Raw genomic sequence first — 25,495 nt, 5'->3', positions numbered from 1 at the left:
GTATTCCAGCCACCCGCGGCTCCCGTCCTCACTGTCCGCCACTCGTCGGCGCGCGCGAGGGGTCCTGCCACAATGTCGGCAGAATGTCAGACACGTCAACGTCGCGCGTGTCGTCGGGTGTGACGCCCAGCATCGCGCCGATCCGCGCGATCGTGCGCCCGACCACCGGTGCCGCATTCCACGCCGCGGTCTTCCAGCCGTAGGTCTCCTTCGTACCCAGCGGCGAGTCGAGCATCGCGACCACGACGTAGCGCGGCGCGTCCATCGGAAAGGCGGCGGCGAAGGTCGCGACGTTGCGCGACCGGTCGTATCCGCCCGCGACCGCGGCCTCGGCCGTACCGGTCTTGCCGCCGACGCGGTAGCCCGGCGCGTCGCCCTTGCGCCCCGTGCCGCGCAGCACGACCAGGCGCAGCATCTGCCGCATCCGCGCGCTGGTCTGCTCGCTGATGACGCGGCGACCCGCGACCTGATGGCCCGGCGCGACCTTCAGCAGCGTCGCCGGCCGCCAGGTGCCCCCGTTCACCAGCGCGGCGTAGGCGCTGGCGAGGTGCAGCGGCGTCACCGCGATGCCGTGGCCGTAGGCGGTGGTCATCGTCGTGGTGCGCGCCCAGTAGCTCGGCAGCAGCGGACGCCCCTTCTCGCGCAGCTCGATGTCGGGCGGCGTGTCGAAGCCCAGCTTCTTGAACATCGCCTGCATCCGCGCCGGCCCGACCTCGTCCGCGACGCGCGCGGTGGCGACGTTGGAGGAGTAGATCAGCGTTTCCGCCATGTTGAGCCAGCGCTTCGGGTCGCCGCGCTCGTCGTGGATCGTGAAGCGGCCGACCTGCAACGGGTGCGTCGCGTCGAAGCGGCGCTGCATCGAGGTGACCACGCCGTTGTCGATCGCGGTCGCCATGGTGATCGGCTTGAACGTCGAGCCGAGCTCGAACACGCTCTGCGTCGTCACGTTGCGCAACTGGTCCAGCCCCGCGCGACCGACGCGATTGGGGTTGAACGTCGGCAGCGACACCATCGCGATCACCTCGCCGGTCGCGACGTCCAGCACGATGCCGCCGCCGCCTCGCGCGGAGAAGGTCGTCATCGCGCGGCCCAGCTCGCTCTCCATCGCCGCCTGCGCGCGCGTGTCGATCGACAAGGCGACCGGCTGGTTCTGCGTCGCGGGATTGGTCAGGCGGTCGTTCAGCGCGCGCTCGATCCCGCTCATGCCGGTGCCGTTGCTGATGAAGCCCAGCACGTGCGCGGCGAGCGAGCTCTGCGGGTACAGGCGCTGCGTCTCGCGCTCGAACACGATGCCGGGCTCGCCGATCGCGTTGACCGCCTCGACCAGCGCCGGGCTCGCGCGGCGGTTGAGGTAGACGAAGCTCGACGACTTGGTGAGCTGCCCATAGAACCACGCCTGGTTGCCGCGGTCGGGCATCAGGTCGGCCAGTCGCTGCGCGATCTCGGTCGGGTCGCCGATCAGTTTGCGCGGGTGGACCGCGATTGTCCACGCGTCGATCGTGCGCGCGAGCTGCTGCCCGTTGCGGTCGACGATGTCGCCGCGCGGCGCGCTCAGCCGGTTGGACAGATTCTCGCCGCCCGTCTCCAGCACACCGAGCAGCGCGAGCCGGACGATGACGGCGAATACCCCGGCCGCGAACACCAGCATCAGCACCATCAGGCGCATGTGCTGCGTCGCGACCAGGGCGTGACGTTGATCGACGTTCCGGGTCTGGCGAATGGGACGCGCGACCAGCGTGGTCACCGCAAGCGGTTCCGTTCCGCGCGCGCGCCGCTCGCCAGCTCACCCAGCGTGCCCGCACTCAGCAGCGCCCCGTCGATCATCGCGACCGAGCGGACGTTGCGGTCGGGCGTGCGCGGTCGCTCATCGGCCTTGGCGATCGCCTGCCGGATCAGCACGCGCGCCTTGGCGATCGCGGGCGCGGAACGCGCGCTCGGAGCCGCCACGGCCGGGACGACGTGCGCGACGCGGACCGCGTCGTAGCGCGGGGCGGCGACCGGCTTGGTCACCACCGCCTTGACGATCGTGGGCGCCGCGCTGGTCGTCGGGACGACGGCGGGCGGCGCGACGGTCAGCGGCGACGACGGCACGATCAGCGCCGCGGTCTGCACCGCGCCCCCGTTCGCACCGACGCCACCCGGCTGCAGCGGCATCATGTCGCGCGGCGACAGCCCGGCAAGCGCGACCTGGTCGCGCACGAACTGCCGCGTGGTGGGTACGGTCAGCGCCAGCGTGTTGCCGTTCCAGCGCTCGAGCTGCACCAGATTGGAGCGGACGTCGAACTCGGTCTCCAGCGCGCGGATGTCGCGCTCGGCGCTCGCGATCTTGACGTCGATCGTCTGCAACCGCTTCCGCTCCGCGGCGACCTGCGACGACACGAGATAGAAGCCAATCGCCACCAGCGCGCAGCTCGACAGCCACCCGAGCCCTTTCAACCGGTACAATGCCACCACGGTTACGCCTCCACAGGAACAGATGCCGCGCTACGCCGAGCGGCACGAAGGGTCGCGGAGCGCGCGCGCGGGTTGGCCGCCAGCTCCGCCTCGCCCGCGCGGATCGCGCGGGACAGATTCTCGAACGCCGCCGGCGCTGCCGCCGCGACCATGGGCAGGTGGCGCGATCCCGCCGGTGCGGCACCGCCGCGCTCGCGCAGGAAGCGCTTCACCATGCGATCCTCCAGGCTGTGGAAGCTGACCACCGCCAAGCGCCCGCCCGGCGCCAGCACGCGCTCGGCCGCCGCCAGTCCGTCCGCCAATTCGTCCAGCTCGCGGTTGACGTGGATGCGGACCGCCTGGAAGGCGCGCGTCGCCGGGTCCTTCTTCTCGTGCGGGCGATGCCCCAGCGCGCGGCGCACCACGCCGGCGAACTGCGCCGTGGTCGTCAGCGGGCGCGCCGCCACCACGAAGCGCGCGACGCGCCGCGACTTGGGCTCGTCGCCGTAGCGGTAGAGCACGTCGGCGATCTCCTGCTCGTCGGCGGTGTTGAGGAAGTCCGCCGCGCTCGGCCCATCCTGGCTCATCCGCATGTCGAGCGGCCCGTCGGCCTGGAACGAGAAGCCGCGCTCGGCCTGGTCGAGCTGCATCGACGACACGCCGATGTCCATCGTTACGCCGTCGACCGGCAGCTTGCCGCGCTCCGCCAGCGACTGTTCCATCGTCGAGAAGTCGCCCGCGACCAGCGTCAGCCGCGGCTCGGCTTCCTCCAGCGCGCGACCCGCCCGGATCGCGTCGGGATCGCGATCGAACGCGATTACCTCCGCCCCCGCCGCCAGCAGCGCGCGGGTGTAGCCGCCCGCGCCGAAGGTCGCGTCGACGTGGCGCTCCCCCGGCGCGGGCGCGAGTGCCGCTATTACTTCGTCCAGCAGGACGGGGATATGCGGGGACGCATCGCTCACAGCGCGATTCCCTTTTCCTCGCAGGTGAACTCCACGAACTCGCGGATGAACGGGTCGACGTCCGACGTTTCAAGCAGCAGCGCCGGCGACCAGATGGTGATCCAGTTGAACGAACCCAGGAACACCGCCGCGCCACCGATCCGCGCGTAGCGTCGCTCGAACGCAGGCATAATGAAGCGGCCCGAGCCGTCGAACGGCAGCGGTTCGGCCGCGCCCGCGCGGTCCAGGATGTTCCAGTCGGTGCGGCCTTCCTTGGCCTCGTCGGCGGCCTCGCGCGCCTTCAGCTCCGCCTTGTGGATCGGCACGAAGCCGGGATCGTAGGCGATCAGGCAGCGGTAGGTCGGGTGTGCGGCGATGATAACGGTGCCGCCGTCCTTGCCGTCGTCGCGCGGGCTGTTCTTGGCCAGTGCCCCACGCAGGGTGTTGGGAATCGCGACACGGCCCTTGTCATCGACAAGTCCGAGCCCCTTTCCCTGATAATCCACCCGTTCGGCCACGCCCACCTCGCGCTCGGGGTACATGACCAAGCTGCCCGCGAAACGACCATCGCCGCCTCGCGCTCATGCCTGTCTGCAAACAACGTTGGTGCTGCCCCCAATGTCATATGATGTGTAGCAAACACGTCGTGGGAGCGGAAGGGATTTCCGGGGAAATTAGGGGAAATCGTGCAATGTGCTGGAATAGCGTGACGAGGCTGCAACAGCCCGCGTGACGTTCACTATCTGTTCCGAGCAGCGCCCGCTAACGTATGTTGATTGTTGTACAAAAGGTTCAGCGAGTCGGCCACGATCACGATCGGCGGCGGTCCGAAACATGCCTCGGCGAACCGCCCGGCTACTCGCCCGCGGCGTCCGCCTCGCTGTTGCCAATGCTGGGCGCGACCCCCAGTTCCGCGAGCGGTTCGTTGCCGGGGGACGGCGCCGCGGTTGGCGTGCCCGCTTCGGCGACGACCGCGCCGCGCAACGTGCTATCGGCGACCGGCCGATCGCGGGTGACCGTGGAGAAGATCGCGCTTGCCAGGCCGATCAGCAGCACGACCGCGGCGAGCCCGATCATGCCGACGCGGATGCGTTGGCGCGCCTGCTCCGCCACGTCGCGAGGATTGGGTTGGTGCTTCATTCCGTCTGGCGCTCATACCAGATCGGCGCGACCGTGTCGAACGCGCCGCCGCCGGCCCGTTCAGGCAGTGCGGTGCAGGCCCTTGGCACTCAGCCACGCCGAATCGTACAAGGTGGACAGGTAGCGGAACCCCGTGTCGCACAGGATCGTCGCGACGCGCTTGCCCGGACCCAGGTGGCGCGCCAGCCGCACCGCGCCCGCCACGTTGATGCCCGACGACAGGCCCAGGCACAGCCCCTCCTCGCGCAGTAGGCGGTCGACCCAGTCGAGCCCCTCCTGATCGGAGATGCGGAACTGCGTGTCGATCGGCGCGCCGTCGAGATTGGCGGTGATCCGCCCCTGGCCGATCCCTTCCGCGACCGACGAGCCTTCTGAGCGGAGCTCGCCGTGCGCGTAATATTCGTACAGCGCCGCGCCGTGCGGGTCGCTGAGCGCGATGCACACGCGCTCGTCCTTCGCCTTCAACCCCAGCCCGACGCCCGCGATCGTGCCGCCGGTGCCCGCCGCGCAGGTAAACCCGTCGACCCGGCCGTGCATCTGCGCCCAGATCTCCTCCGCGGTGCCGGTGATGTGCGCACGGCGGTTGGCGATATTGTCGAATTGGTTGGCCCAGATCGCACCCGGCGTTTCCTCCGCGATCCGCCGCGAGGTGTGCACGAAATGGCACGGCGACGAGTAGGGCGCTGCGGGCACCGTGACCAGCTCCGCGCCCAGTGCGCGCAGCGTGTCCATCTTCTCCTTCGACTGGGTGTCGGGCATCACGATGATCGTGCGATATCCCTTGGCGTTGGCGACCAGCGCCAGCCCGATCCCGGTATTGCCCGCCGTCCCCTCGACGATCGTGCCGCCCGGCGTCAGCAACCCGCGCTCCTCCGCGTCCTCGACGATCGACAGCGCAGCCCGGTCCTTCACGCTGGCGCCCGGATTGGCGAACTCGCACTTGCCGAAGATGTCGCAGCCGGTCGCCTCGCTCGGCCCCTTCAGGCGAACGAGCGGCGTGTTGCCGATGAGCGAGAGCGTGTCGCGGGTGGTATCCATCGCGACGACATAGTGGGTCCCCCCCGCCGCCCGCAAGCAAGTGCGGCTTCGCGGCGCCCAACGCGCGCGATCATGCCCAGTTCGATCATCCCCGCCACGATCGTGACGGACCCCGTCGACGCGCAACTCGTCGTATCGCAGCGCAGCAGAGACTTGACGTGGTTTTGCGCATGCGCGAAGCGCCGCCGCGCTATGGTAACCCGCCTCCTCCCCCCGCTCGCCGCCACCGCATTGTTAGCGCTCGCGGCATGCAATTCGCAGTCGAGCCCCGAAGTGGTCGATTCCAACCCCGATCCGCTCGCCGCCAACCTCGCCAACGCGGCCCCGGTCGAGCTGCCGCCCGCGATCAAGGCGGACAAGACGATGCGCTGCAAGGACGGCAGCCTCGTCTACGTCACCTTCTTCGAAGGCGACAAGCAGGCCGTCGTGCGCACCGCCAAGGATGGCTCCCCGACCCTGCTGAAGAGCGACGAGGCCGGCAAGCCGCTGACCGCCGAGGGCGGCTGGTCGATGACCGGCAACACCACCGAGGTGACGCTCAACCAGCCCGGCAAGGCGGCGCTCACCTGCCACGCGTAACTAGGACCGCCCCGGACCTTGTATTCACGGGGCGCACGGCCTAGCCTGCCGCTCCGATGGCGACGGTCGCGATCTACAGCCTGAAGGGCGGCGTCGGCAAGTCGACGCTCGCCGTCAATCTGGCCTGGTGCGCCGCGACGCTGTCGTCGCGGCGCACCCTGCTGTGGGACCTCGATCCGCAGGCCGCCTCCAGCTGGATGCTGGGCGAGGATGGCGGCGGGGACCTCGCCTACGCCGTTTTCGCGCGCCGCGTGCCGCCCGCGCGGCTGATCCGCGTCACGCCGGTCGAGCGACTCGACCTCCTCCCCGCCGACGCCTCGCTGCGCGATCTCGACCATCTCTTCCGCACCTTGGCCAAGAAGCGTCGGCTGCAACGTCTGCTCGGCGAGCTGGGCGATCACGACCGCGTGCTGCTCGACTGCCCGCCCGGGCTGACCGAGACCGCGGACCAGGTCGCGCGCGCCGCCGACCTGATCGTCGTGCCCGTCGTGCCGTCCGCCCTCTCGGAGCGCGCCTGGGGCGAGGTCGACCGGCACCTGGGCGGTCGGACCCGCACCTTGCCGGTCCACGTCATGGTCGATCGCCGCCGCGCGCTCCACGCCGATGCGCTCGCGCGCCATCCCGACTGGCCGGTGATCCCGATGGCGAGCGTGGTTGAGCGCGCGGCGACCGACCGCCGCTGCCTGGGTCAGGTCGCGCCGCGCTCGACGGCCGCGCTCGCCTTCGCCGATTTGTGGACCGCCATCGAGCGGCGGCTCGCCTGATGGCGCAGCGGCTCGACCCCGCCGTGCTGCTCGGCGCCTATTCGGTGGGCGTGTTTCCGATGGCGGACAGCCGCGATGCTGAGGGTGTCTACTGGGTCGAGCCGCGCCGTCGCGCGATCCTGCCGCTCGACCGTTTCCATCTCTCGCGCTCGCTGCGCAAGGTCATCATCGCCGATCGCTTCCGCGTGACGCACGACCGCGCCTTCGGGCAGATCGTGCGCTTGTGCGCCGAGAGCGCCGCCGACCGACCCGAGACGTGGATCAACGCCTCGATCGAGCAGGTGTTCGAGCAATTGCACACCATGGGACACGCGCACTCGATCGAGTGCTGGCTGGGCGACGAGCTCGTCGGCGGCCTCTACGGCTTGTCGATCGGTCGCGCCTTCTTCGGTGAGAGCATGGTGAGCCGCGCGACCAACGCGTCCAAGGTCTCGATCGCCGCGCTGGTCGCGCGACTGCGCGTGGGCGGCTACGCCTTGCTCGACTGCCAGTTCATGACCGACCACCTCGCCACCTTGGGCGCGGTGGAGATCAGCCGGGGCGCCTATATGGCGTTGTTGGCCGCGGCGCTTGGCGCGTCATCGGACTCATCGGGGGCGGACGCGTCCGGCGCGGCCACCGCCACCGACTTCGGCGCGTTCGACCGCTTGGCGGTGGGCGATGGCGCGGCGGCAGGCTCGCCGCCCGGAAAGCTCATCGCGCAGCTCTTGGTCCACACGTCGTAGATCGGGTGCAGCACGACGTTCAGCTGCGGCCGTTCCTTGTACAACCAGCCCGAGAAGACGCGTTGCCAGCGGCGCTCCACGTTCTGCACGTCGAGCTGGACGAACGCGCCCGTCAGCCTCTGCTGCTCCCACGGCGCGGTCTGCTCGCACGCCGACAGGCGCACCACCACGTCGCCGACGCGCACCGCCTGACCGGGCTTGAGCGTCAGGTCGCGGCTGACCCCGTTGCGCTTGTTGAGCAGGCCCAGCACGGCAACGCGCTGCTTCATCGGCGTGGTGCCCGCGTCGACCGCGGTGTCCTGCGTCGCGTCGACGACCTCGGACCCGGCGATCGCAGGCTGGTCCCGCGTCGCGCGCGCTGCGCTGGGCACCGCGCGGGTCACCGTCGCCCGCGCGCTCTGGGGCGCACCGATCATGCCACGATCGATGCCGTACCACGTCGCGCCGACCCCGCCTGCCAGCAGAACCAGGCCGCCGATCGCGGCCGCGCGCTTCACGCGTCCGGGCTCCACGCTTCATAGTCGCCGGTGGCGGACGCGCGATTGCCACCCTTCTCCAGCGCGCCCGATGGGCGATAGGCGAGCGCCGTACCCGTCATGTTGGGCACCGCGGGCTTCTGCCACTGGCGCGGCGCTGGCAGCGACTGGTCGGGCACGTCGGCGATCTGGTGGTGCAGCCAGCTGAACCAGTCGGGCGGGACGCGGCTGGTGTCGTTCGCACCCTCGTAGATCACCCAGCGGCGCGTCGTACCCTGCGGCGTCGTGCCGCCTTCCCAATAGGTGTTGCCCAGCGCGTCCTCGCCGACCTGGCGCTTGCCGCGCAGGCCGTAGATCATCGTGCCGATCGTTGCGCCGTTCCACCAGGTGAACGGATTGAGATTGATACCCATCGTTCGCCCGCTTACCCCCCACGCCGCTCCGCTTCAACGGGGTAAACCGGCTGGTCGGGACCGATCGCCGCCACGGCGACCGCCAGCGGCCCCTTGCGACCGTCGATGATCCGCGCGCGCAACGGCTGTTCGGGCTCGACCTCCGCCACGCCGGCCCGGCGCAATGTCTCCATGTGGACGAAGATGTCGCCCGGCGCGTCGGAGCGCACGAGAAACCCGTACCCCTTCAAACGGTTAAACCACTTGACCAGCACGTCCTGCCAGTCGCCCGCCTCGTCGAGCGCGATCTGCGGATCGATCCGGTCGCGGTCGCGGTCGCGCACCACGCTCGCCGCCGCGTCGACGTCGATGTCGTGGACCGCGACCGCCTGATACCCGCGCGCGCGCTGCACCGCCGAGACGTTCATCCGCGTTCCCTCGGGCAGGGTACGCCGACCATGCTGCTGCAACACGGAGAAGTGGATCAGCACGTCGCCGATCGCGCGCTCGTCCGCGACCAGGAAACCGAAACCGCGCGTCGCGTCGAACCATTTCAGCGCGCCCGACACGGCAACAGCCTGGCCCGCATCGTCGTGGACGCGTGCGTGCTCGTCCCTGCCATCGGCCAAGGGCGTCCGTTCCGGCACCGTTTATCCAAGCTCCCGTTCGCGCGCGCAGCGACAATCATGCGCCGCACAATGATTTCGCGTTATACTGCTCGCGTCAATCGTCGTTCCCGTCACCCGTGACACAAGATCGTACGATTTGCGATGACAGCGCGAAAGAATGCCCCGCGCGCATCATGGCCGCCAATTGCTTGCGCCGCTGGTTCTCGTCGGCGGGTTGGCGCGCGAAGGGGCCGATCCGCTTGCGCCGCGCGAACGCCATCGCCTGCTCGTGCGCGCCGTCGCGGGCCTGCTCCACGACCTCGGCGGCATCGTCCGCCCCGACGTGCGCGGCGTGCAGCGCGGCGCTGATGCGGCGCTCGCCGTAGCCGCGCCGCGCGAGCGAGGCCGCCTTCATCTCCGCGAAGCCGCGATCGTCGACGTAGCCCTTCTCGGCGAACCGCTCCGCGAGCGCCGCCACGTCGGCGGGCTCGCCCTCCCATCCCCGCTCGCGAATCTTGCGCCTCAGGTAATCGGCCAACTTCCCGCGCGTGGTCGCGAACCGCTCGACGTAGCGTAGCGCCAGCCCCTCCAGCGCGACCGCGTTCAGCGGCGGCACGACGCGGCGCTCACGCGGTGCGCGACCGCGCGCGGCCTCGCCGTCTTTTGCCCCGGCGCCGCGTGCCCGGCTGACTCGCGATGACCTGTCCACGCCTTGTTTGTGCCACAGTAAAGAAGGATTTTGAACGCCTGGGTTTAGCCGCCCGCTCATGAACCCCGCTCATGATCCATGCACGTGCGCCCATGCGCCGCGACAGGACCAATGTGAATGACCAGTGACCCCGCCCCGCTCCTGCCGACGCCGACGACCGACGCCTTGCCGCGCCGCTTCTCCGATTTCGGCACACTGGGCGAAGCGCTCGACTATGCGGCGAGCGGCGAGCGCGGCCTGAACTTCCACGACGCGCGCGCGACCCTGGTCCGCGTCTACCCCTATGCGCAGCTCCGCGACGACGCGCGCGCCGCTGCCCATCGCCTGATCGCCGCCGGGATCGAACCTGGCGATCGCGTCGCGTTGGTCGCGGAGACGAGCGCGGAATTCGCGCAATTGTTCTTCGGCACGGTGCTCGCGGGCGCGTGGCCGGTACCGCTGCCGCTGCCGACCTCGTTCGGCGGGCGCGACTCGTACATCGACCAGCTGCGCAACCAGCTGTCGAGCTGCGATCCGCGCATGCTGATCTACCCGAGCGAGCTCGATCAGATGGCCGGCGCCGCGGCGCAGGCGCAGGGCGTCGCGGCGGTCGACTGGAGCGAGCTGCTCGCACGGCCCGCCCCGGCGGTCCCGCTTCCGACGATGCGCGCGGACGACATCTGCTACCTGCAATATTCCAGCGGTTCGACGCGGTTCCCGCACGGCGTCGCGATCACCCACCGCGCGCTGTTGAGCAATCTCGCCGCGCACGCGCACGGGATGCAGATCGCGGCAGACGATCGCTGCATCTCCTGGTTGCCGTGGTACCACGACATGGGTCTGGTCGGCTGCTTCCTGTCGCCGATGGCGAACCAGGTCTCGACCGATTACCTGAAGACCGAGGATTTCGCGCGCCGCCCGCTGTCGTGGCTCGACCTCATCAGCCGCAACACGGGTACCACCCTCTCCTACTCGCCGACGTTCGGCTACGACATCTGCGCGCGCCGGATCTCCAGCCAGACCAAGGCGTCCGACCGCTTCGACCTGTCGCGCTGGCGGATCGCGGGCAACGGCGCGGACATGATCCGCCCCGACGTCATGCAGGCGTTCGTCGACGCCTTCGACAGCGCCGGGTTCAAGGCGAGCGCGTTCCTGCCGAGCTACGGCCTCGCCGAGGCGACGCTCGCGGTGTCGCTGATGCCGCCGGGCGAGGGCATCCGCGTCGAGCTGGTCGAGGAAACCGAGCTGTCGGGCATGAGCCACGGCGAGGATCGCCCGCAACGCTACCGCGCGATCGTCAATTGCGGCAAGCCGGTGCGCGACATGGAGGTCGAGGTGCGCGAGGAGGACGGCACGCCGCTGCCCGACGGCGCGATCGGCAAATTGTGGTGCCGCGGCCCTTCCGTCATGGTCGGCTATTTCCGCGATCCCGAGGCGACCGCCGCGTGCATGGTCGACGGTTGGCTCGACACCGGCGACATGGCGTACATGTCGGACGGCTACATCTACATCGTCGGCCGCGCCAAGGACATGATCATCATTAATGGTCGTAACCATTGGCCGCAAGACATTGAATGGGCGGTGGAACAGCTTCCCGGTTTCAAGGCCGGCGACATCGCCGCCTTCGCGATCACGACGCCCGGTGGCGAGGAAACGCCCGCGGTTCTGGTGCAGTGCCGCAGCTCCGACGACGGCGAGCGGACGCGGCTGCGCGACGAGATCCGCGACCGTGTCCGCTCGGTCACCGGCATGAACTGCGTCGTTGAACTGATCCCGCCGCGTACCCTGCCGCGCACCAGCTCGGGCAAGCTCAGCCGCGCGAAGGCACGCAATCTTTATCTCGCCGGAGAGATCAAGCCGTACGATATCGCGGCCTGACCCCGCCGCGCGTCGCAGCATTCGTACAATCGGCGGCCGGTTAAACCATTAATCAACCTGCGACGGCTTAATCCGAAAGGGTGACGCCGCCGATCCCATCCTCGCTGCCGCCGATCCCGGTCGCCACCCTGCTCGCGCTGCGTGAGGGCGAGGATGCGCAGGTTTGGGGCCGAATCCGTGCGGCGCAGCTGTTCGCCGGCCGTGAACTCGCGCTGTTCCTGCTCGCCGCCAATCTGATCGGCGCCGCGCTCGTGGTGATGATGCTCTCACCCGCGGTCGCCTTGTGGCAGCTGCTGGCCTGGGCCGCCTTTCTCGCCGCAGCGGCGGTGGGTGTCGCCTTCCGACGGTTGCGGATCCCCGAGCGCGCGGGCGGCACCGCGACGCTCGGCGACGTCCGCACCACCTTGTTCGACGGACTCGCGCTCGCAATGGCCTGGGGCGCCGCACCGCTGCTGTTCGCGCGCTACACCGCGCCGCCGACCGAGCTAGGGTTATGGATGGTCCTGTCGGTCCTGATGACCGCCGCTGCGCTGGCGCTCGCGCCGCTGATGCTCGCGACGCTCGCCTTCATCGGCCTGCTCGCCGTCGCGGTCGCCATCCCGCTGATCTTCTCGCACGCCTACGTCGCCGCGGCGGCAACCACGATGTTCGCGGGGCTGCTGATCTACGCCTCGGCCATCCGCGCGCGCGGCTTCGCGGCGCTGCACCTGTCGGCGCTGACGCTGACCGAGCGCGACGAGACCGTCAGCCTGCTGCTGCGCGAGTTCGAGGAATCACGCGCCGACTGGCTGTGGGAGATCGACGCCGCGCGCCGCATCGTGCGCGCCAGCAGCCGGTTCGCAAACGCCTGTCGCCTGTCGCCCGCGGCGATCAACGGCATGCCGTTCCTCCAGGTGCTCGCCGGGCCGACCTGGGAAGCGGGCAACTTCGCCGCCGGGCTGCGCCAGCTCGCCGAGAAGCTGAAGCAGCGCGAGAGCTTCCGCGACCTCGCGCTCCCGATCGTGGTCGATGGGGAGGAGCGCTGGTGGGAAATCGCCGCCAGCCCGCGCTACGATCCCGCCGGCACCTTTCTCGGTTTCCGCGGCGTCGGCTCGGACGTGACCGAGCAGCGCGCCTCTGCCGACCGCATCAACCGCATGGCACGTTTCGACACACTGACCGGCCTGCCGAACCGTCTCCACGTCAACGAGGCGCTGTCGCGCGCGCTGAGCGATGCCGAGCGCTGGCGTTCGCGCGCGGCGTTCATGATGATCGACCTCGACCGCTTCAAGGCGGTGAACGACACGCTCGGCCACCCGATCGGCGACCGCCTGCTCGGTCGTGTGTCCGAGCGGTTGAGCCAGTTGATGAGCGACAACGAGCTGATCGGCCGGCTCGGCGGCGACGAGTTCGCCGTCGTGGTGCGCGACGCGTCCGACCCGCAGCGCGTCGAGCGGCTCGCCCGCACCATCATCGACACGCTGTCGCGCCCCTACGAGGTCGACCAGCACACACTCTACATCGGTGCCTCGGTCGGTGTCGCCACCAGCCCGCGCGACGGGCGTACCGCCGAAACGCTGATCCGCTCCGCCGATCTCGCGCTGTACCGCTCAAAGGACCGCGGCGGCGGTGTGTTTCATGCTTACGAACCGCAGCTCCACGCCGACGCGGAGGAGCGCCGCGTGCTCGAACTCGAGTTGCGGCAGGCGCTCGAGCGGGGGCAGCTGGCGCTGCATTACCAGCCCGTCGTAGAGGCGGCGACCGGTGCGCTGCGCGGTTTCGAGGCCCTGCTGCGCTGGAATCATCCGCGGCTTGGGCCGATCGGACCCGACAGGTTCGTCGCCATCGCCGAGGAAACGCGCCTGATCTCCCCGATCGGCGAGTGGGTCGCGCGCACCGCCTGCGAGGAAGCGTCGCGCTGGCCTGGCGACCTTCGGGTCGCGGTCAACGTCTCGCCCGAGCAGCTCACCAACCCCAATTTCGTGACGGTGATCGCGTCCGCCCTGGCGCAGAGTCGGCTCCCTGCGGAGCGGCTGGAGCTGGAGGTGACCGAGGGCGTGTTCATGCGGGAGGGCACCGGCGCCACGCGCGTGCTCGAACAGGTGCTCGACCTCGGCGTCCGCCTGAGCCTCGACGATTTCGGCACCGGCTATTCCTCGCTCGGCTATCTCAGCCGCACGCGCTTCTCCTCGATCAAGATCGACCGCAGCTTCGTTATGTCGGCGGCGAGGGGCGTGGCGGAGTCGCTCGCGATCATCCACGCGGTCGTCGCGCTCGCGCGCAGCCTGGGCATGGCGACCACCGCGGAAGGCGTCGAGACCGAGGCGGAACTCGCGATGGTGCGCGAGCTCGGCTGCACCAACATCCAGGGCTATTATTTCGGCCGCCCCCTGCCCGTCGGCGAAGCGCGCGAGATCATCCGCCGCAGCCGCGACAGCGCGCGCGCGGCGTGACGGAGCGCGCGGCGCGGCGATCAACCGCTTGACGAACCATCACCCTTGCGACAATAGCCGCAGCCGCACAGGGGTGTAGCTCAGTTGGTTAGAGCGTCGGTCTCCAAAACCGAAGGCCCTCGGTTCGAGTCCGAGCTCCCCTGCCAGCCTCATCGCCATCCTTCACGGCTCGCGCGCGACTAGACGGTCGTGCTGACGTGGACCTCGCCCGCGCAATGCTCCGAGGCCCAGGCGAGCCCGGCTGCCTCCGCTTCGTCGTAGCTGTCGTAGGGCTGGCTGCCAATCATCGAGATCGACTCGGCCTCGTCGGTGTCGCCGCACGTCATCAGTGCGGTGGCGTTCAGCACGAACTTGCCGTCGCCGCGGCGCTCGATCGTGATGCAATCGGCCTCGGGCGGCGCCGATGTCCCTCGTGGCAGGCGGATGACGTGCACGGCGACCTCCTGAATGATCTGGAGGCGTAACGTTCGCGGCCTGCGATGGTGCCGTCAGCCGCTGGCGTCAGCCCCAGGGTCAGCTTCTGTTGTCGGCAGGAAAGAAGTGCTGCACGATCTCGCGCGCCAGCCGTGCCGGGCGCAGGGTATCGGCGTCGAGGCAGCACCAGCTCGACTTGACCTCCGCCAGCACGTCCTCGCCGCGGCGGATCACCGTCTCGTAGAAGGCGCGCGCGCCCTGCACCTTTTCCAGCAGCACGGTAGCGACCACATCGTCGCCGAGGAAGGTCGGTTTGAGGTAGGTGATCTCGTGCTTGAGCGCGACCCACAGGTGCTGCGCCACCGCCTCGGCCGGCGCGAGCGCGCGCCAATGGTCGATCACCGCCGCCTGTACCCATTTTAGGTAGCTGGCGTTGTTGACGTGCCCCATGAAGTCGATGTCGGCCGGATCGATGCCGACCGGGAAGCGATGGGGGGCGGCGTTCGTCACGCGTTACATATAGGTGCGCGCCGGGGGATAGCCAATCTTATCGGCCGCGGCCGCGGCCGCGGCCGCGCGACGTTCGCCTAGCCTGCCGCCTGTCACGCAACCCTTGTGTTCGCGCGGGCCATTCGCTAAGTCCCGCACCCATCCGACAGCACGGACGGCCTGCATCGCTACCTTGAACGAGGGTAGCGATGGAAAGCTTATGCCGGGCGTTATCGAAGGTTCAACACGCGTGGCGAAGACGACCCCGATCGAATTCATCAACCAGGTTCGCGCCGAGACCGCGAAGGTGGTCTGGCCCACGGGGCGTGAAACGGTGATGACCGGCGTCATGGTCGTCATCATGACCACGATCCTGGCGCTCTTCTTCCTCGCGGTGGATTCGGTGTTCAACGCGGTCGTCAAAGCGCTGTTGAGCCTGGCCAAGTAAAGGGCGGAACACACAACACGATGTCACGCTGGTACATCATCCACGCTTACTCGGGCTTCGAGGGCAAGGTTCGCGACTCGATCATGGCGGAGGCGCAGCGCCTCGGCCTGGAGCAACTTGTCGAGCAGATCGAGGTACCGACCGAGACGGTGACCGAGGCGCGCCGCGGCAAGAAGATCGCGGTCGAGCGCAAGTTCATGCCCGGCTACGTGCTCGCCAAGCTGGCGATGACCGACGACGTCTATCACTTGGTGCGCAACACGCCCAAGGTGACCGGCTTCCTGGGTTCGTCGGGCAAGCCGCAGGCGATCTCCGAGGCGGAGGCCGCGCGCATGCTCAACTCTAAGGAGGAGGCAGCCGCCGCGCCGAAGCAGAAGGTCAAGGTCGATTACGAGATCGGCGACGCGGTCAAGGTGCTGGAAGGCCCGTTCGCGAGCTTCAACGGCACGGTCGAGGAACTCGATTTCGACCGCAGCCGCGTCAAGGTGTCGGTGTCGATCTTCGGTCGATCCACGCCGGTCGAGCTGGAGTTTGATCAGGTCGAGCGCAGCAAGTAAGCCAAGGCTTGCTCGCGATCAGCGCTCGACCGGCCAGCCTCGGCACCGCCGAGGACTGACGACACGGGATTAACTCACGTGTCGGCTTCCCACATCTGGGAGGCCACCAAGAAATCACCCGGTCGACCCAGTCGGCCAGTGACAAGCCGCGGGAGGCACCTTTCAGGCGCCGCTATCACCGCTAAACTGAAGAGAGTGACATGGCGAAAAAGATCACAGGATACATCAAGCTGCAGGTGCCCGCGGGCTCCGCGAACCCGTCGCCGCCGATCGGCCCGGCGCTGGGTCAGCGCGGCGTCAACATCATGGAATTCTGCAAGGCGTTCAACGCGCAGACCGGCGACATGGAGAAGGGCTCGCCCCTCCCCACCGTCATCACCGTTTACGCCGACCGCTCGTTCTCGTTCATCACGAAGACGCCGCCGGCGACCTTCCTGATCAAGAAGGCGGCGAACCTGAAGTCGGGCTCGAAGGAGCCGGGCAAGGTGTCGGCGGGACAGATCAAGCGCTCGGCGCTGGTCGAGGTCGCGCAGACCAAGATGAAGGATCTGAACGCCAACGACATCGAGGCGGCGACCAAGATCATCGAAGGCTCGGCCCGCGCGATGGGCCTCGAAGTGGTGGAGGGCTGAGCACGTGACCAAGCTGACCAAGAAGCAGAAGACCTGGACGATCGACGCCGAGAAGCTGCACGGCGTCGACGAGGCGATCGGCCTGGCCAAGACCAACGCCACGTCGAAGTTCGACGAGACGATCGAGGTCGCGCTGAACCTGGGCGTCGACCCGCGTCACGCCGACCAGATGGTGCGCGGTGTCGTGACCCTGCCCGCGGGCACCGGCAAGACGGTGCGCGTCGGCGTGTTCGCGCGCGGGCCCAAGGCTGACGAGGCGCGTGCCGCGGGCGCGGACGTCGTCGGTGCCGAGGACCTGATGGAGGAGATCCAGGGCGGCAAGATCGAGTTCGATCGCTGCATCGCGACCCCCGACATGATGGGCGTCGTCGGTCGCCTGGGCAAGGTGCTGGGTCCCAAGGGCCTGATGCCGAACCCGAAGCTGGGCACCGTCACCATGAACGTCGCGGAAGCCGTCAAGGCGGCCAAGGGCGGCCAGGTCGAGTACCGCGTCGAGAAGGCCGGCATCATCCACTCGGGCATCGGCAAGGCGTCGTTCGCGCAGGAAGACCTGCGCCGCAACTTCGACGCGCTGGTCGAGGCCGTGGTGCGCGCGAAGCCGTCGGGCGCCAAGGGCAAGTACGTCCGCAAGGTCGCGGTCAGCTCGTCGATGGGCCCGGGGATCAAGGTCGACGTGGCCGAGATCGCGGGCGCGTAAGCACGACGCACCACCGAGACGACGAGAGGGGTCGGAGGCACGCGCTTCCGGCCCCTTTCTCATGGGTGATGATGTCGACGCAGCGCTCGAGCTGGCTGCCGCAGCGGCGTCATGCGCCCGGTCCTCTACACTCCGTCATCCCGGCCTCGAGCCGGGATCCCGCTTCCTGTCGGCGCGTGCAAAGGAGCGGGACTTCGGATCAAGTCCGGGGTGACGTACGAGAGAGAAACGCATCGAGACTCCTCGCCTGTGGTCCGCGCGTCACAATGCGCCACCGATCGTACGGCAACCGACCTCACCCGCCACGCTCACGCGCGGAAAAGGTTTGTAACACTGACCCTTTCTCGCTAGCCGACCAGCCCCGGCAGCGACCGCGTCGCGCCGCATAATCTGGAGAGTAAGCGCGCATGTTCTCGCGTTATCGTGTTTCCGCCGCCGCCGCGGCCATCCTCGCCTCGTCCACCGTCGCCGGCGCGGCGCACGCGCAGGCCTTCTACCTGCAGGAACAGTCGGCGCGCGGCGCCGGACGCGCCTTCTCGGGGGAGGTCGCCGATACCGGCGCGCAATCGCTGTGGTGGAACCCCGCCGCGATCGCGGGCAGCACCGATGCGGAGGCGACCGCCAACGCCGCCGCGATCCTGCCCAAGGGCAAGGTGATCGACAACCGCACCCTGATCCAGCGCCCCGGTCAGCCGTTCGCACCCGTGGGCGGCAACGCGGTGTCGCGCGATCCGATTAACAACGGCGTGCTGCCGTCGGGCGCGTTCGCGCTGCCGCTGAACGACAGCGTCGCGCTGGGCGTGGCGGTCTCCTCGCCGTACAGCTTCACCACCAATTACGAGACGGACAGCTGGGCGCGCTACGGCGCCGACCGCACGCACCTGCTGACGATCGACATCCAGCCCGGCATCGCGGTGGCGGTGACCGACTGGCTGCGCGTCGGCGGCGCGGCCAACGTCGAGTACACCGACGCGAGCCTCAGCAACGCGCTGCCCAACGTGCTCGCCGCGTTGCCCGACGGTCGCCAGAAGCTGGAGGGTGACGGCTGGGACCTGGGCTGGAGCGCGGGTTTCCAGATGCACAACGACAACACCACGGTCGGGTTCAGCTACAAGTCGGCGATCAAGCACACGCTGAAGGGTGAGCTGACGATCAGCGGGCTGGTCGGGCCGCTCGCGGGCTCGAACGTCGAGCTGTCGGGAGTCAAGGCGCGCTTCTACACGCCGGCGCAGATCATCCTGGGCCTGCGCCAGCGCGCCGGGTCCGCGCTGACGCTCAACGCGCAGGTGGTGCGCTTTACCTGGGACAAGTTCGACGCGATCCGCCTCGGCGCGCCGCTCAACACCGCGATCCCGGAGAATTACCGGAACAGCTGGAGCTACGCGGGCGGGCTCGATTACGCGGTCTCGCCCAAGCTGACGCTGCGCGCGGGCGTGCAGCGCGCGATCACCCCGACGCGCGACGGCGAGCGCGACCCGCGCGTGCCCGACGCGAACCGCTGGAACTACGGCGGCGGGCTATCCTTCCAGCTCTCCCCGCGCTTCGGCATCGACGCCGCAGCCAATTACGTCGACTTCAAGGACGAGACGATCGACCGCGTCACCGCGGCCTATGCCGGCACGGCGGCGCAGACGCCGATCCTGACCGACGGTCGCCTGGAGGACGCGCACGCGGTCGTGCTGTCGCTCGGGGGACGCTTAACCTTCTGACGCGAGCGGGCGACCCGCCTCGACAACACCGCCACCGATGCGCCATGCTGCCGCTCGATAAACAGGAGAGGCGCGCATGGCGCATTTCGGCGATTTCCAGAACGCGATCTACTACGCCGGCCTGTCGGGCGTGCAGCCGACATGGCCGGTCGATTACGCGACGCTGAAGGCACGCGCGGAGGCGGCGATGCCGCCGTCGGTGCTCAACTATGTCCAGGGCGGCTGCGGCGACGAGTGGACGCAGGATGAGAATGCGCGCGCGTTCCGCCACTGGGGCATGGTGCCGCGCATGATGGTCGATTGCACGCAGCGCGACATGTCGGTGGAGGCATTCGGGATGCGGCTCGCCTCGCCCTTGTTCATGGCGCCGATCGGGGTGACCGGCATCTGCGCGCAGGACGGCCACGGCGATCTCGCCGCCGCGCGCGCGAGTGCGGCGGCCGGCGTGCCGTTGACCGCGTCGACGCTGTCGAACGACACGCTGGAGGACGTCCACGCCGCGTGCGGGGACACGCCCGCGATGTTCCAGCTCTACACCCCGCGCGACCCGGACGTCGCCGCCAGCCTGGTCGCGCGCGCGGAGGCCGCGGGGTACAAGGCGATCGTCGTCACGCTCGACACCTGGGTGACCGGCTGGCGCCCGCGCGACCTGAACGTGTCGAACTTCCCGCAGCTGCGCGGCCACGTGCTGCAGAACTACTTCAGCGATCCCGCGTTTCGCCGGCTGCTCGCCAAACCGCCCGAGGAGGATCTGCGCGCCGCGATCGGTACCTGGGGCGCGACCTTCGGCAAGGTGCTGACGTGGGACGACATGGCGTGGCTGAAGTCGCTGACGACGCTGCCGATCGTGCTGAAGGGCATCTGCCACCCCGACGACGCGCGCCGCGCGATCGACGCGGGCGCGGACGGCATCTACGTGTCCAACCACGGCGGGCGGCAGGCGAACGGCGGGATCGCCGCGATCGACATGCTGAGCCCCGTCGCGGAGGCGGTGGCGGGGCGCGTGCCCGTGCTGTTCGACAGCGGCATTCGCTCGGGCACCGACGTGGTCAAGGCGATCGCGCTCGGCGCCGACCTGGTCGGGGTCGGCCGGCCGTACAGCTACGGCTTGGCACTGGGCGGCGCGGACGGCTGCGCGCACGTGCTGCGCGCGATCCTGGCGGAGGCCGACCTGCTGATGGCGGTCAACGGCCTGCCGTCACTGGAGGCGGTTCGCGCCGCGGGGGCGACGCGGACCGATCGCTAGGGCTCAGCCCTCGCCGTCAGGGAAGTCGGTCGCGAGGCTCGCCGCGCGCTGCGCCTCGATCTCCTCGACGCGCGCGCGCAGCCGGTCGGTCACCGCGTCGATGCCGAACTTGCCCAGCACGAAGTGGCGCGGCGGCTGGTCGCGCGCGACCGCGTCGATCATCGCCTCGGCGGCGCGGATCGGATCGCCGGGCTGCTGGCCCGAGTAGCCGCTGGTCTGCGCCATTCGCGCCGCCGCGGTGTCGGCATAATCGGCGATACGGCTTTCGGTCTGCTTGAGCGAGCGCCCCGCCCAGTCGGTGCGGAACGGCCCCGGCTCGACGCAGGTGACCGCGATGCCGAGCGGCGCGACCTCGGCGGCGAGCGAGTCGGAGAAGCCCTCGACCGCGTGCTTCGACGCCGCGTAATAGCCCGAGGCGGGAAAGCCGACGAGCCCCGCGACCGAGGTTACGTTGACGATCGCGCCGCCGCGCCGCGCGCGCATGTCCGGTAGCACCGCGCGCGTCATCGCGAACAGCCCGAAGACGTTGGCGTCGAACTGCGCGCGGATCGCCGCCTCCTCGCCCTCCTCGATGCTCGACTGGTACCCGTAGCCCGCGTTGTTGACGAGCACGTCGACGCGGCCGAACCGCTCGGTCGCGGCATGGACGGCGGCGAACACCTGCGCCGCGTCGGTGACGTCCAGGTCGACCGCCAGCGCGCGGTCGGGCGCCGGTTCGATCAGGTCGGCGACACGTTCGGCGCCGCGCGCGGTCGCGACGACGCGCCAGCCGCGCGCCAGCACGCGCTCGGCGAGCGCGCGCCCGAAGCCGGTCGAGCAACCGGTGATCAGCCAGACGGGATCGGCGGGCAGCGGCATGGAAACGTCCTTTTCGAATGGAGCCGCGGTGCGGTCACATCGGCAACGGGACATGACCGGCTACGTTCCGACGTCCGCCTGCGCTATGGTGCGGCATGGCGGCGAGCGGACGTGAACGAGCGATCAGTGCCGGCGGCGTGATCGCGCTTCACGCCGCGGTCCTGCTGCTGGTGCTGCACGCCCGGCCGCCGCGCCCGCTCCCCACGTCGGCCGCGCCGCTCGCCACGTTCGACGTCGTTCCGCCTCCGCTGCCAACCCCAGCCGCACCCGCACCCGCGAGGCAGCGCACGGCTCGACCGGCGGCCGCCAGCGGGCGGGCAGGTGCGACCGCGACGCGCAGCGCGGTAGTCGCGCCGCTGCCGATCGTCGCGCCGCCGCTGCCCACGATCACCGCGCCGCTCGTTCCCGACGATCGCGCGGCGCCCGTCGGCGGAACCGCGGCGCTGGGCACGGGCACGGGAGTCGGGTCGACCGGTACGGGCAGCGGAAGCGGGGTGCGCGGAGACGGCAGCGGTGCCGGCGGCGGCACGCGCGCGCGATTGGTGTCGGGCACGATCGGCCCGCGCGACTATCCCAAGCCAGAGCGGAGAGAAGGAATCAGCGGCAGCGTGACCGTCGGCTTCGTCGTCGCGGCGGACGGCCGGGTGCACGGCTGCACCGTGGCGCAGTCGAGCGGGAACGCGGCGCTCGATGCCACCACCTGCCGGCTGGTCGAGGCGCGCTTCCGCTACGCGCCCGCACGCGACGCGAACGGCGTCGCGGTCAGCGAGCGGCGCGGCTGGCGGCAGCGCTGGTGGATCGAGCGGAACTGAGGCCGGCCGGGCGAGCGCTGCGAGGCGCCGCCCGGCCCGCGCGCCTCATCGCAGCAGCAATTCGCCCAGCGACACCATCGCGGAGGCGGTCGCCTGCGCGAAGATGATGGCGGCGGCGGACAGGCCGAGTGCGGCGGCGGCGATCCCGCCCGTGTGTCCGACTTGCTTGATGGTACTCATGTGGCGTCCTCTCCTAAATGGAGCCGGGGCCACCTGTCCGGGGTCTCCCGGTCCGTCTCACATTTGTACGCCACATGAACGGCCGAGTCCATAGCATGACCGGTCCGGCCACTATCGTCACGGAACTGCCACAAACACGGGTGGGAGGACGCCGCGGCGGCGCCCTCCCCCTTCTGGCGATCAGCCCTCCCTTCGCGCGATCAGATACCGACGATCCCGCCGTCGTTCTTGGTGATGACGATCGTCGCAGAGCGCGGGCGGCTGGTGCCCGCCTGCCCCGCTTGCGACGCGGGCCAGCTCGACGTGATGTTGCCGGCGTTGCCATTCTCGCCGGGGTGCTGGATATTGACGAACAGCGAGCGGCCGTCGGGCGTCGAGGTGATACCGGTGATCTCGCACTCCTTCGGCCCGACCAGGAAGCGCTTGAGGTTCGCGCCCGGCGCCGCACCGATCCGCGTCGTCGTCGTGCTGGTGGTGGTCACGCCCGCGGCGGTCGTCAGCGTGTTGTTGACGGTGCGCGTGCCGCCGTCGCCGACGCGGCCCGGCAGCGCGGCGAGCATCATGCAGTTGGTGACGTCGGTATAGGCGCCGTCGTCGGTCTGGATCCACAGCACCGGCGCGACCTGCCCGGTCACGTTGGTGTTGCGCCCGAACCACAGCCCGTCGGGTGAGGAGAAGTCGTTGCTGGCGTCGAGCCCCGACAGGTTGATGTTGGCGCGGTCGAGGTCGGCGCCCGATCCGAAGGCGTAGACGTCCCAGCTGAACGCGGTCGCCTCGGTCGTGTCGCCGCTCTCGCGCACGCGGATGACGTGGCCGTTGGCGTTGCCGCGCGTCGCTTGGGCTGACGTGGGCGGATCGGCGTTGACGACGTCACCCTGCGGCAGCTTCGGGTCGACGTAGGCGCGCGGGTTGGGCGCGTCGGTCGTCGCCGGCGTGCGCGACGAATTGTTGGTCAGCGTGCAGTACATCTCGCCGTTGACCGGGTTGACTGCGGTCCACTCGGGCCGGTCCATCCGGGTAGCGCCCAGCACGTCGGCGGCGAGCCGGGTGTTGATCAGCACGTCGGCCTGGTCGGCGAAGGGATAGGTGGTGTTCGCCGCGGTCAGTCCGTTCTGCCCGAAGACGAGCGGCAGCCACTGCCCCGTGCCGTCGGCGTTGAAGCGCGCGACGTAGAGCGTGCCCGCGTCGAGGTACTTGTCGCCGATCGCCAGCCGGTCGGCGTTGCCCGCGTCCGCCTCGGCCCAGGCCACGTTCGACACGAACTTGTAGATATATTCGTTCTGCGCATCGTCGCCCATGTAGAACGCCGGGCGCGTGCCCGCGATCGTGCGGCCGGGCCAGCACCCCTCGTGGTTCATCCGGCCGAGCGCGGTTCGCTTGCGCGGCGGGGCCGCGGGGTTGAACGGATCGATCTCGACCACCCAGCCGTACTGAAACGGCTCGTTGCGGAAATCGGCGCTGCCGTCCGCCGCCAGGCCGGCGGTCGCGGTCGCGTTCCACTTGGCGAAGCGCGTGTCGCCCGCGGTGGAGGGCTGGACGGTCGACCAGCCGTAATTTCCGCTCGCCCCCTCGCGCACGCCGTAGCGCGCGAGCGAGACGTTCTGCTTGGCGAGACCCGCGGCGGTGCGGACCGCGGCGTCGCCCGCGGTGCGGCGGAAATAGCCCGCCCAATTCTCCTCGTTGGTCAGGTAGGTGTTCCACGGCATCTGGCCGTTGGCGCAATTGTTGATCGTGCCGCGCCCCGCGGTCGCGTCGGGCGAGTAGAGCGTTCGCAGCTGCGCGTTGCCGCGCACGGGTCCGTTGATGACGGTCGGCGTGTTGGGGGTGACGCGGCGGTTGAGCGCGGACGCCTGCACGTAGCTCCACGCTCCACCGCTCGCGCGGGTCACCTCGATCGCGGACACGCCGTGCGCCTCGATCTCCTTGATCGCCTCCGCCTCGGGGCGGCGGCCGCCGACCGTGGTCGGACCGGCGGGGTGGAGATAGGCTTGCGTGATGTTCTCGTGGTTGAGCACCAGCATGCCGCGCGTGTTGTTCGCCGCGTCGGGCGCGCCGGCGGTCGCGCCCAGCCCGAAGAAGCTCATCCCGTCGTGATGATCGCCCGCGCGCTGCGCGAAATTGGTGTCCTGCCCGTCGTTGCCGTAGACGCTGACGCCCGACGCGATCGGATCGCCCAGGCGGTAGAGCACCGCGACCGAGTAACCCTCGGGCACGGTCACGACGTCGTTCAAATTCTTCGCCACCGCGGTGAAGCCGAGCGTCGCGGGGTTGACCGTGACGGTCGTGTCCGCGCTGCTGGTCTGCCCGCTCGCGCCCGACGCGGAGAAGCGGAAGACGAGCGCGGTCGCCGCCGCCACCGCGGGCGCGACGAAGGTGGTGACCCCGCCCGCGGTGCTGAGCGTCACCGTCGGCCCGCTCACCTGCGTGTAGCCCGACGTGGTCGCGTTGTTGCCCGCGAGGCCGTTCAGCGTCACCGTCTTGCCGGCCGAGGTCGTGATCGAATCGCCCGCGCTCACCACCACGCCCGGATCGTCGAGCTCGTCGCCGCCGCACGCCGACAGCAGCACGGAGCCGAACGCCGCGGTGGTCATCGCCGACAGGCCGCCGAATAGCGTCTGGCGGCGCGAGTAGCGCTGCTGGACGATCTGGTTCAGGTGCGGGTTGCGGCTAGCGTTGGTGTCGACGTCGCCGTCGTCGTAGCCGATCGTGGTGAGGCTGAGCTCGGTCATGTGAAATCCCCCGGTGCGCGCCGCTCCCACGACGCCGTCGCGTCCCTGTGACGGGTTCACGCGACACGGCGGTGGCAGTTCGGTGATGGATCGGTGACGCGCGCGTTGCACTTCCGCGACACCGGACGGCGCTATTGTGTGCCACGCCAAATCTGCTAAAGGCGCGCTCGAACCGGTCGGGCTCGCCCCGCTCGGCTCATCCGTCCAAGACAGTGGGTGCCGCGGATCTGCCGTGGCTTAATTTCCCGCCGAGACGGGGAAACAGGATTTCAACGCACCTCGGTTCGCGCAACCCGCCGCCGTCGTGCCGCTCCCAGCGGGCATTCCCTTCCCCATCGTCGGACACACCGTTCGCGCCGCTCGGCGCGGGCGGGACAAGCAACCGGGCGCGGCGCTTCGGCGGCGCGCTCATGAACGTGGAGAATGGCATGGATCGTGCGCAGAAAAGCGCAGCCGTTGCCGAGCTGAACAGCACCTTCTCCGAGGTCGGCGTGGTGGTTGTCACCCGCAACCTCGGCATGACGGTTGCGCAGTCGACCGACTTGCGCAACCGGATGCGGGATGCCGGCGCGGTATACAAGGTCTCGAAGAACAAGCTTGCCAGGATCGCGCTCGACGGCACCGACTATG

27 protein-coding genes, 1 tRNA gene and 1 pseudogene are annotated in these 25,495 nt (G+C 69.6%); 14 read left to right on the top strand and 15 right to left on the bottom strand.

The window, feature by feature from the left end:
- Positions 1–28: 28 nt before the first annotated feature.
- The 6 genes from ACFDS6_RS10510 to ACFDS6_RS10485 all read right to left on the bottom strand — a co-directional run bounded on the left by ACFDS6_RS10510 (position 29) and on the right by ACFDS6_RS10485 (position 5,552).
- On the bottom strand, positions 29–1,744 hold the full coding sequence (locus ACFDS6_RS10510; protein ID WP_375272117.1) for a peptidoglycan D,D-transpeptidase FtsI family protein: 1,716 nt from the start codon (positions 1,742–1,744) through the stop codon (positions 29–31).
- Positions 1,741–2,454, bottom strand: a complete 714-nt coding sequence (locus tag ACFDS6_RS10505) for a hypothetical protein (RefSeq protein WP_375272116.1) — start codon at positions 2,452–2,454, stop codon at positions 1,741–1,743. Before ACFDS6_RS10505 ends, ACFDS6_RS10510 begins: the two co-directional genes overlap by 4 nt.
- Positions 2,455–2,456: 2 nt before the next feature.
- Complete coding sequence (rsmH, locus tag ACFDS6_RS10500; RefSeq protein WP_375272115.1) at positions 2,457–3,395, bottom strand: 16S rRNA (cytosine(1402)-N(4))-methyltransferase RsmH; 939 nt, start codon at positions 3,393–3,395, stop codon at positions 2,457–2,459.
- Entirely contained in the window at positions 3,392–3,916 is a 525-nt protein-coding gene (locus tag ACFDS6_RS10495; RefSeq protein WP_375272114.1) for a division/cell wall cluster transcriptional repressor MraZ, read from the bottom strand. The genes rsmH and ACFDS6_RS10495 overlap by 4 nt, the downstream gene beginning before the upstream one ends.
- A 313-nt stretch (positions 3,917–4,229) precedes the next feature.
- The gene (locus tag ACFDS6_RS10490) at positions 4,230–4,514 is read right to left on the bottom strand and encodes a hypothetical protein (protein ID WP_375272113.1); all 285 of its coding nucleotides are present in this window, start codon (positions 4,512–4,514) and stop codon (positions 4,230–4,232) included.
- A gap of 60 nt (positions 4,515–4,574) precedes the next feature.
- Positions 4,575–5,552, bottom strand: a complete 978-nt coding sequence (locus ACFDS6_RS10485) for a cysteine synthase A (protein ID WP_375272112.1) — start codon at positions 5,550–5,552, stop codon at positions 4,575–4,577.
- Between the two features lie 192 nt (positions 5,553–5,744).
- On the opposite strand from ACFDS6_RS10485, the gene ACFDS6_RS10480 reads away from it, so the two are divergent.
- From ACFDS6_RS10480 to aat, 3 genes are read left to right on the top strand one after another with little or no spacing between them, the layout of a single operon-like run.
- Positions 5,745–6,131: a hypothetical protein gene (locus ACFDS6_RS10480; RefSeq protein WP_375272111.1), complete on the top strand. Its 387-nt coding sequence runs from the start codon at positions 5,745–5,747 to the stop codon at positions 6,129–6,131.
- 56 nt (positions 6,132–6,187) lie between these two features.
- Positions 6,188–6,895, top strand: a complete 708-nt coding sequence (locus tag ACFDS6_RS10475; protein ID WP_375272110.1) for a ParA family protein — start codon at positions 6,188–6,190, stop codon at positions 6,893–6,895.
- Entirely contained in the window at positions 6,895–7,620 is a 726-nt protein-coding gene (gene aat / locus ACFDS6_RS10470) for a leucyl/phenylalanyl-tRNA--protein transferase (protein ID WP_375272109.1), read from the top strand. The genes ACFDS6_RS10475 and aat overlap by 1 nt, the downstream gene beginning before the upstream one ends.
- Before the next feature lie 35 nt (positions 7,621–7,655).
- Here the strand turns inward: aat and ACFDS6_RS10465 are convergent.
- The 4 genes and pseudogenes from ACFDS6_RS10465 to ACFDS6_RS10450 all read right to left on the bottom strand — a co-directional run.
- Positions 7,656–7,889 (bottom strand): annotated as a pseudogene (locus ACFDS6_RS10465) (DUF2155 domain-containing protein); the annotation flags it as partial.
- Positions 7,890–8,113: 224 nt separating this feature from the next.
- Positions 8,114–8,509, bottom strand: a complete 396-nt coding sequence (locus ACFDS6_RS10460; protein ID WP_375272108.1) for an NADH:ubiquinone oxidoreductase subunit NDUFA12 — start codon at positions 8,507–8,509, stop codon at positions 8,114–8,116.
- An 11-nt stretch (positions 8,510–8,520) separates the two neighbouring features.
- A complete protein-coding gene (locus ACFDS6_RS10455; protein ID WP_375272107.1) occupies positions 8,521–9,117 on the bottom strand; it encodes a cold-shock protein in 597 nt (198 codons plus the stop codon).
- A gap of 94 nt (positions 9,118–9,211) precedes the next feature.
- Positions 9,212–9,712, bottom strand: coding sequence for a regulatory protein RecX (locus tag ACFDS6_RS10450; RefSeq protein ID WP_375272106.1), 501 nt, complete (start codon positions 9,710–9,712; stop codon positions 9,212–9,214).
- A gap of 210 nt (positions 9,713–9,922) precedes the next feature.
- Between ACFDS6_RS10450 and ACFDS6_RS10445 the strand changes: the two genes are divergently transcribed.
- From ACFDS6_RS10445 to ACFDS6_RS10435, 3 genes are all read left to right on the top strand, one after another.
- On the top strand, positions 9,923–11,662 hold the full coding sequence (locus tag ACFDS6_RS10445) for a fatty acyl-AMP ligase (RefSeq protein ID WP_375272105.1): 1,740 nt from the start codon (positions 9,923–9,925) through the stop codon (positions 11,660–11,662).
- Positions 11,663–11,742: 80 nt separating this feature from the next.
- Entirely contained in the window at positions 11,743–14,094 is a 2,352-nt protein-coding gene (locus ACFDS6_RS10440; protein ID WP_375272104.1) for a putative bifunctional diguanylate cyclase/phosphodiesterase, read from the top strand.
- 69 nt (positions 14,095–14,163) lie between these two features.
- A tRNA-Trp gene (locus ACFDS6_RS10435) sits at positions 14,164–14,240 on the top strand.
- 33 nt (positions 14,241–14,273) lie between these two features.
- Here ACFDS6_RS10435 and ACFDS6_RS10430 read toward each other — a convergent pair.
- Positions 14,274–14,528, bottom strand: a complete 255-nt coding sequence (locus ACFDS6_RS10430; protein ID WP_375272103.1) for a hypothetical protein — start codon at positions 14,526–14,528, stop codon at positions 14,274–14,276.
- A 79-nt stretch (positions 14,529–14,607) separates the two neighbouring features.
- Entirely contained in the window at positions 14,608–15,018 is a 411-nt protein-coding gene (locus ACFDS6_RS10425) for an acyl-CoA thioesterase (protein ID WP_375272102.1), read from the bottom strand.
- A 229-nt stretch (positions 15,019–15,247) separates the two neighbouring features.
- Between ACFDS6_RS10425 and secE the strand changes: the two genes are divergently transcribed.
- The 6 genes from secE to ACFDS6_RS10395 all read left to right on the top strand — a co-directional run bounded on the left by secE (position 15,248) and on the right by ACFDS6_RS10395 (position 20,286).
- Positions 15,248–15,445: a preprotein translocase subunit SecE gene (gene secE / locus ACFDS6_RS10420; RefSeq protein WP_375272101.1), complete on the top strand. Its 198-nt coding sequence runs from the start codon at positions 15,248–15,250 to the stop codon at positions 15,443–15,445.
- A gap of 20 nt (positions 15,446–15,465) precedes the next feature.
- A complete protein-coding gene (gene nusG / locus ACFDS6_RS10415; protein ID WP_019516099.1) occupies positions 15,466–16,002 on the top strand; it encodes a transcription termination/antitermination protein NusG in 537 nt (178 codons plus the stop codon).
- A gap of 200 nt (positions 16,003–16,202) precedes the next feature.
- On the top strand, positions 16,203–16,634 hold the full coding sequence (gene rplK / locus ACFDS6_RS10410; protein ID WP_375272100.1) for a 50S ribosomal protein L11: 432 nt from the start codon (positions 16,203–16,205) through the stop codon (positions 16,632–16,634).
- A gap of 4 nt (positions 16,635–16,638) precedes the next feature.
- Positions 16,639–17,331, top strand: a complete 693-nt coding sequence (rplA, locus tag ACFDS6_RS10405; RefSeq protein ID WP_375272099.1) for a 50S ribosomal protein L1 — start codon at positions 16,639–16,641, stop codon at positions 17,329–17,331.
- 407 nt (positions 17,332–17,738) lie between these two features.
- The gene (locus ACFDS6_RS10400) at positions 17,739–19,040 is read left to right on the top strand and encodes an OmpP1/FadL family transporter (RefSeq protein WP_375272098.1); all 1,302 of its coding nucleotides are present in this window, start codon (positions 17,739–17,741) and stop codon (positions 19,038–19,040) included.
- Positions 19,041–19,116: 76 nt separating this feature from the next.
- Entirely contained in the window at positions 19,117–20,286 is a 1,170-nt protein-coding gene (locus tag ACFDS6_RS10395; RefSeq protein ID WP_375272097.1) for an alpha-hydroxy-acid oxidizing protein, read from the top strand.
- Positions 20,287–20,289: 3 nt separating this feature from the next.
- On the opposite strand, the gene ACFDS6_RS10390 is transcribed toward ACFDS6_RS10395, so the two are convergent.
- On the bottom strand, positions 20,290–21,144 hold the full coding sequence (locus tag ACFDS6_RS10390) for an oxidoreductase (protein WP_375272096.1): 855 nt from the start codon (positions 21,142–21,144) through the stop codon (positions 20,290–20,292).
- Between the two features lie 137 nt (positions 21,145–21,281).
- On the opposite strand from ACFDS6_RS10390, the gene ACFDS6_RS10385 reads away from it, so the two are divergent.
- A complete protein-coding gene (locus tag ACFDS6_RS10385) occupies positions 21,282–21,956 on the top strand; it encodes an energy transducer TonB (RefSeq protein WP_375272095.1) in 675 nt (224 codons plus the stop codon).
- Positions 21,957–22,001: 45 nt separating this feature from the next.
- Here the strand turns inward: ACFDS6_RS10385 and ACFDS6_RS10380 are convergent, their stop codons facing one another.
- Both ACFDS6_RS10380 and ACFDS6_RS10375 read right to left on the bottom strand, forming a co-directional pair.
- Positions 22,002–22,136, bottom strand: a complete 135-nt coding sequence (locus ACFDS6_RS10380) for a hypothetical protein (RefSeq protein WP_375272094.1) — start codon at positions 22,134–22,136, stop codon at positions 22,002–22,004.
- A gap of 200 nt (positions 22,137–22,336) precedes the next feature.
- On the bottom strand, positions 22,337–24,865 hold the full coding sequence (locus tag ACFDS6_RS10375) for an alkaline phosphatase PhoX (protein WP_375272093.1): 2,529 nt from the start codon (positions 24,863–24,865) through the stop codon (positions 22,337–22,339).
- A gap of 428 nt (positions 24,866–25,293) precedes the next feature.
- On the opposite strand from ACFDS6_RS10375, the gene rplJ reads away from it, so the two are divergent.
- On the top strand, positions 25,294–25,495 hold a 202-nt coding region (rplJ, locus tag ACFDS6_RS10370), incomplete at its 3' end, for a 50S ribosomal protein L10 (RefSeq protein WP_375272092.1).

Source organism: Sphingomonas sp. (assembly GCF_042095875.1).
Lineage (GTDB): Bacteria > Pseudomonadota > Alphaproteobacteria > Sphingomonadales > Sphingomonadaceae > Sphingomonas.
Note: the sequence above shows the minus strand (reverse complement) of the source record. Positions and strands in the feature narration are given on the sequence as shown.

Excerpts from the sequence above, each read along its gene's own strand:
- ACFDS6_RS10495 (WP_375272114.1), bottom strand. The coding sequence starts at position 3,916 with ATGTACCCCGAGCGCGAGGTGGGCGTGGCCGAACGGGTGGATTATCAG.
- ACFDS6_RS10490 (WP_375272113.1), bottom strand. The coding sequence starts at position 4,514 with ATGAAGCACCAACCCAATCCTCGCGACGTGGCGGAGCAGGCGCGCCAA.
- ACFDS6_RS10485 (WP_375272112.1), bottom strand. The coding sequence starts at position 5,552 with ATGGATACCACCCGCGACACGCTCTCGCTCATCGGCAACACGCCGCTC.
- ACFDS6_RS10480 (WP_375272111.1), top strand. The coding sequence starts at position 5,745 with ATGGTAACCCGCCTCCTCCCCCCGCTCGCCGCCACCGCATTGTTAGCG.
- ACFDS6_RS10475 (WP_375272110.1), top strand. The coding sequence starts at position 6,188 with ATGGCGACGGTCGCGATCTACAGCCTGAAGGGCGGCGTCGGCAAGTCG.
- aat (WP_375272109.1), top strand. The coding sequence starts at position 6,895 with ATGGCGCAGCGGCTCGACCCCGCCGTGCTGCTCGGCGCCTATTCGGTG.
- ACFDS6_RS10460 (WP_375272108.1), bottom strand. The coding sequence starts at position 8,509 with ATGGGTATCAATCTCAATCCGTTCACCTGGTGGAACGGCGCAACGATC.
- ACFDS6_RS10445 (WP_375272105.1), top strand. The coding sequence starts at position 9,923 with ATGACCAGTGACCCCGCCCCGCTCCTGCCGACGCCGACGACCGACGCC.
- nusG (WP_019516099.1), top strand. The coding sequence starts at position 15,466 with ATGTCACGCTGGTACATCATCCACGCTTACTCGGGCTTCGAGGGCAAG.
- rplK (WP_375272100.1), top strand. The coding sequence starts at position 16,203 with ATGGCGAAAAAGATCACAGGATACATCAAGCTGCAGGTGCCCGCGGGC.
- ACFDS6_RS10400 (WP_375272098.1), top strand. The coding sequence starts at position 17,739 with ATGTTCTCGCGTTATCGTGTTTCCGCCGCCGCCGCGGCCATCCTCGCC.
- ACFDS6_RS10395 (WP_375272097.1), top strand. The coding sequence starts at position 19,117 with ATGGCGCATTTCGGCGATTTCCAGAACGCGATCTACTACGCCGGCCTG.
- ACFDS6_RS10390 (WP_375272096.1), bottom strand. The coding sequence starts at position 21,144 with ATGCCGCTGCCCGCCGATCCCGTCTGGCTGATCACCGGTTGCTCGACC.
- ACFDS6_RS10380 (WP_375272094.1), bottom strand. The coding sequence starts at position 22,136 with ATGAGTACCATCAAGCAAGTCGGACACACGGGCGGGATCGCCGCCGCC.
- ACFDS6_RS10375 (WP_375272093.1), bottom strand. The coding sequence starts at position 24,865 with ATGACCGAGCTCAGCCTCACCACGATCGGCTACGACGACGGCGACGTC.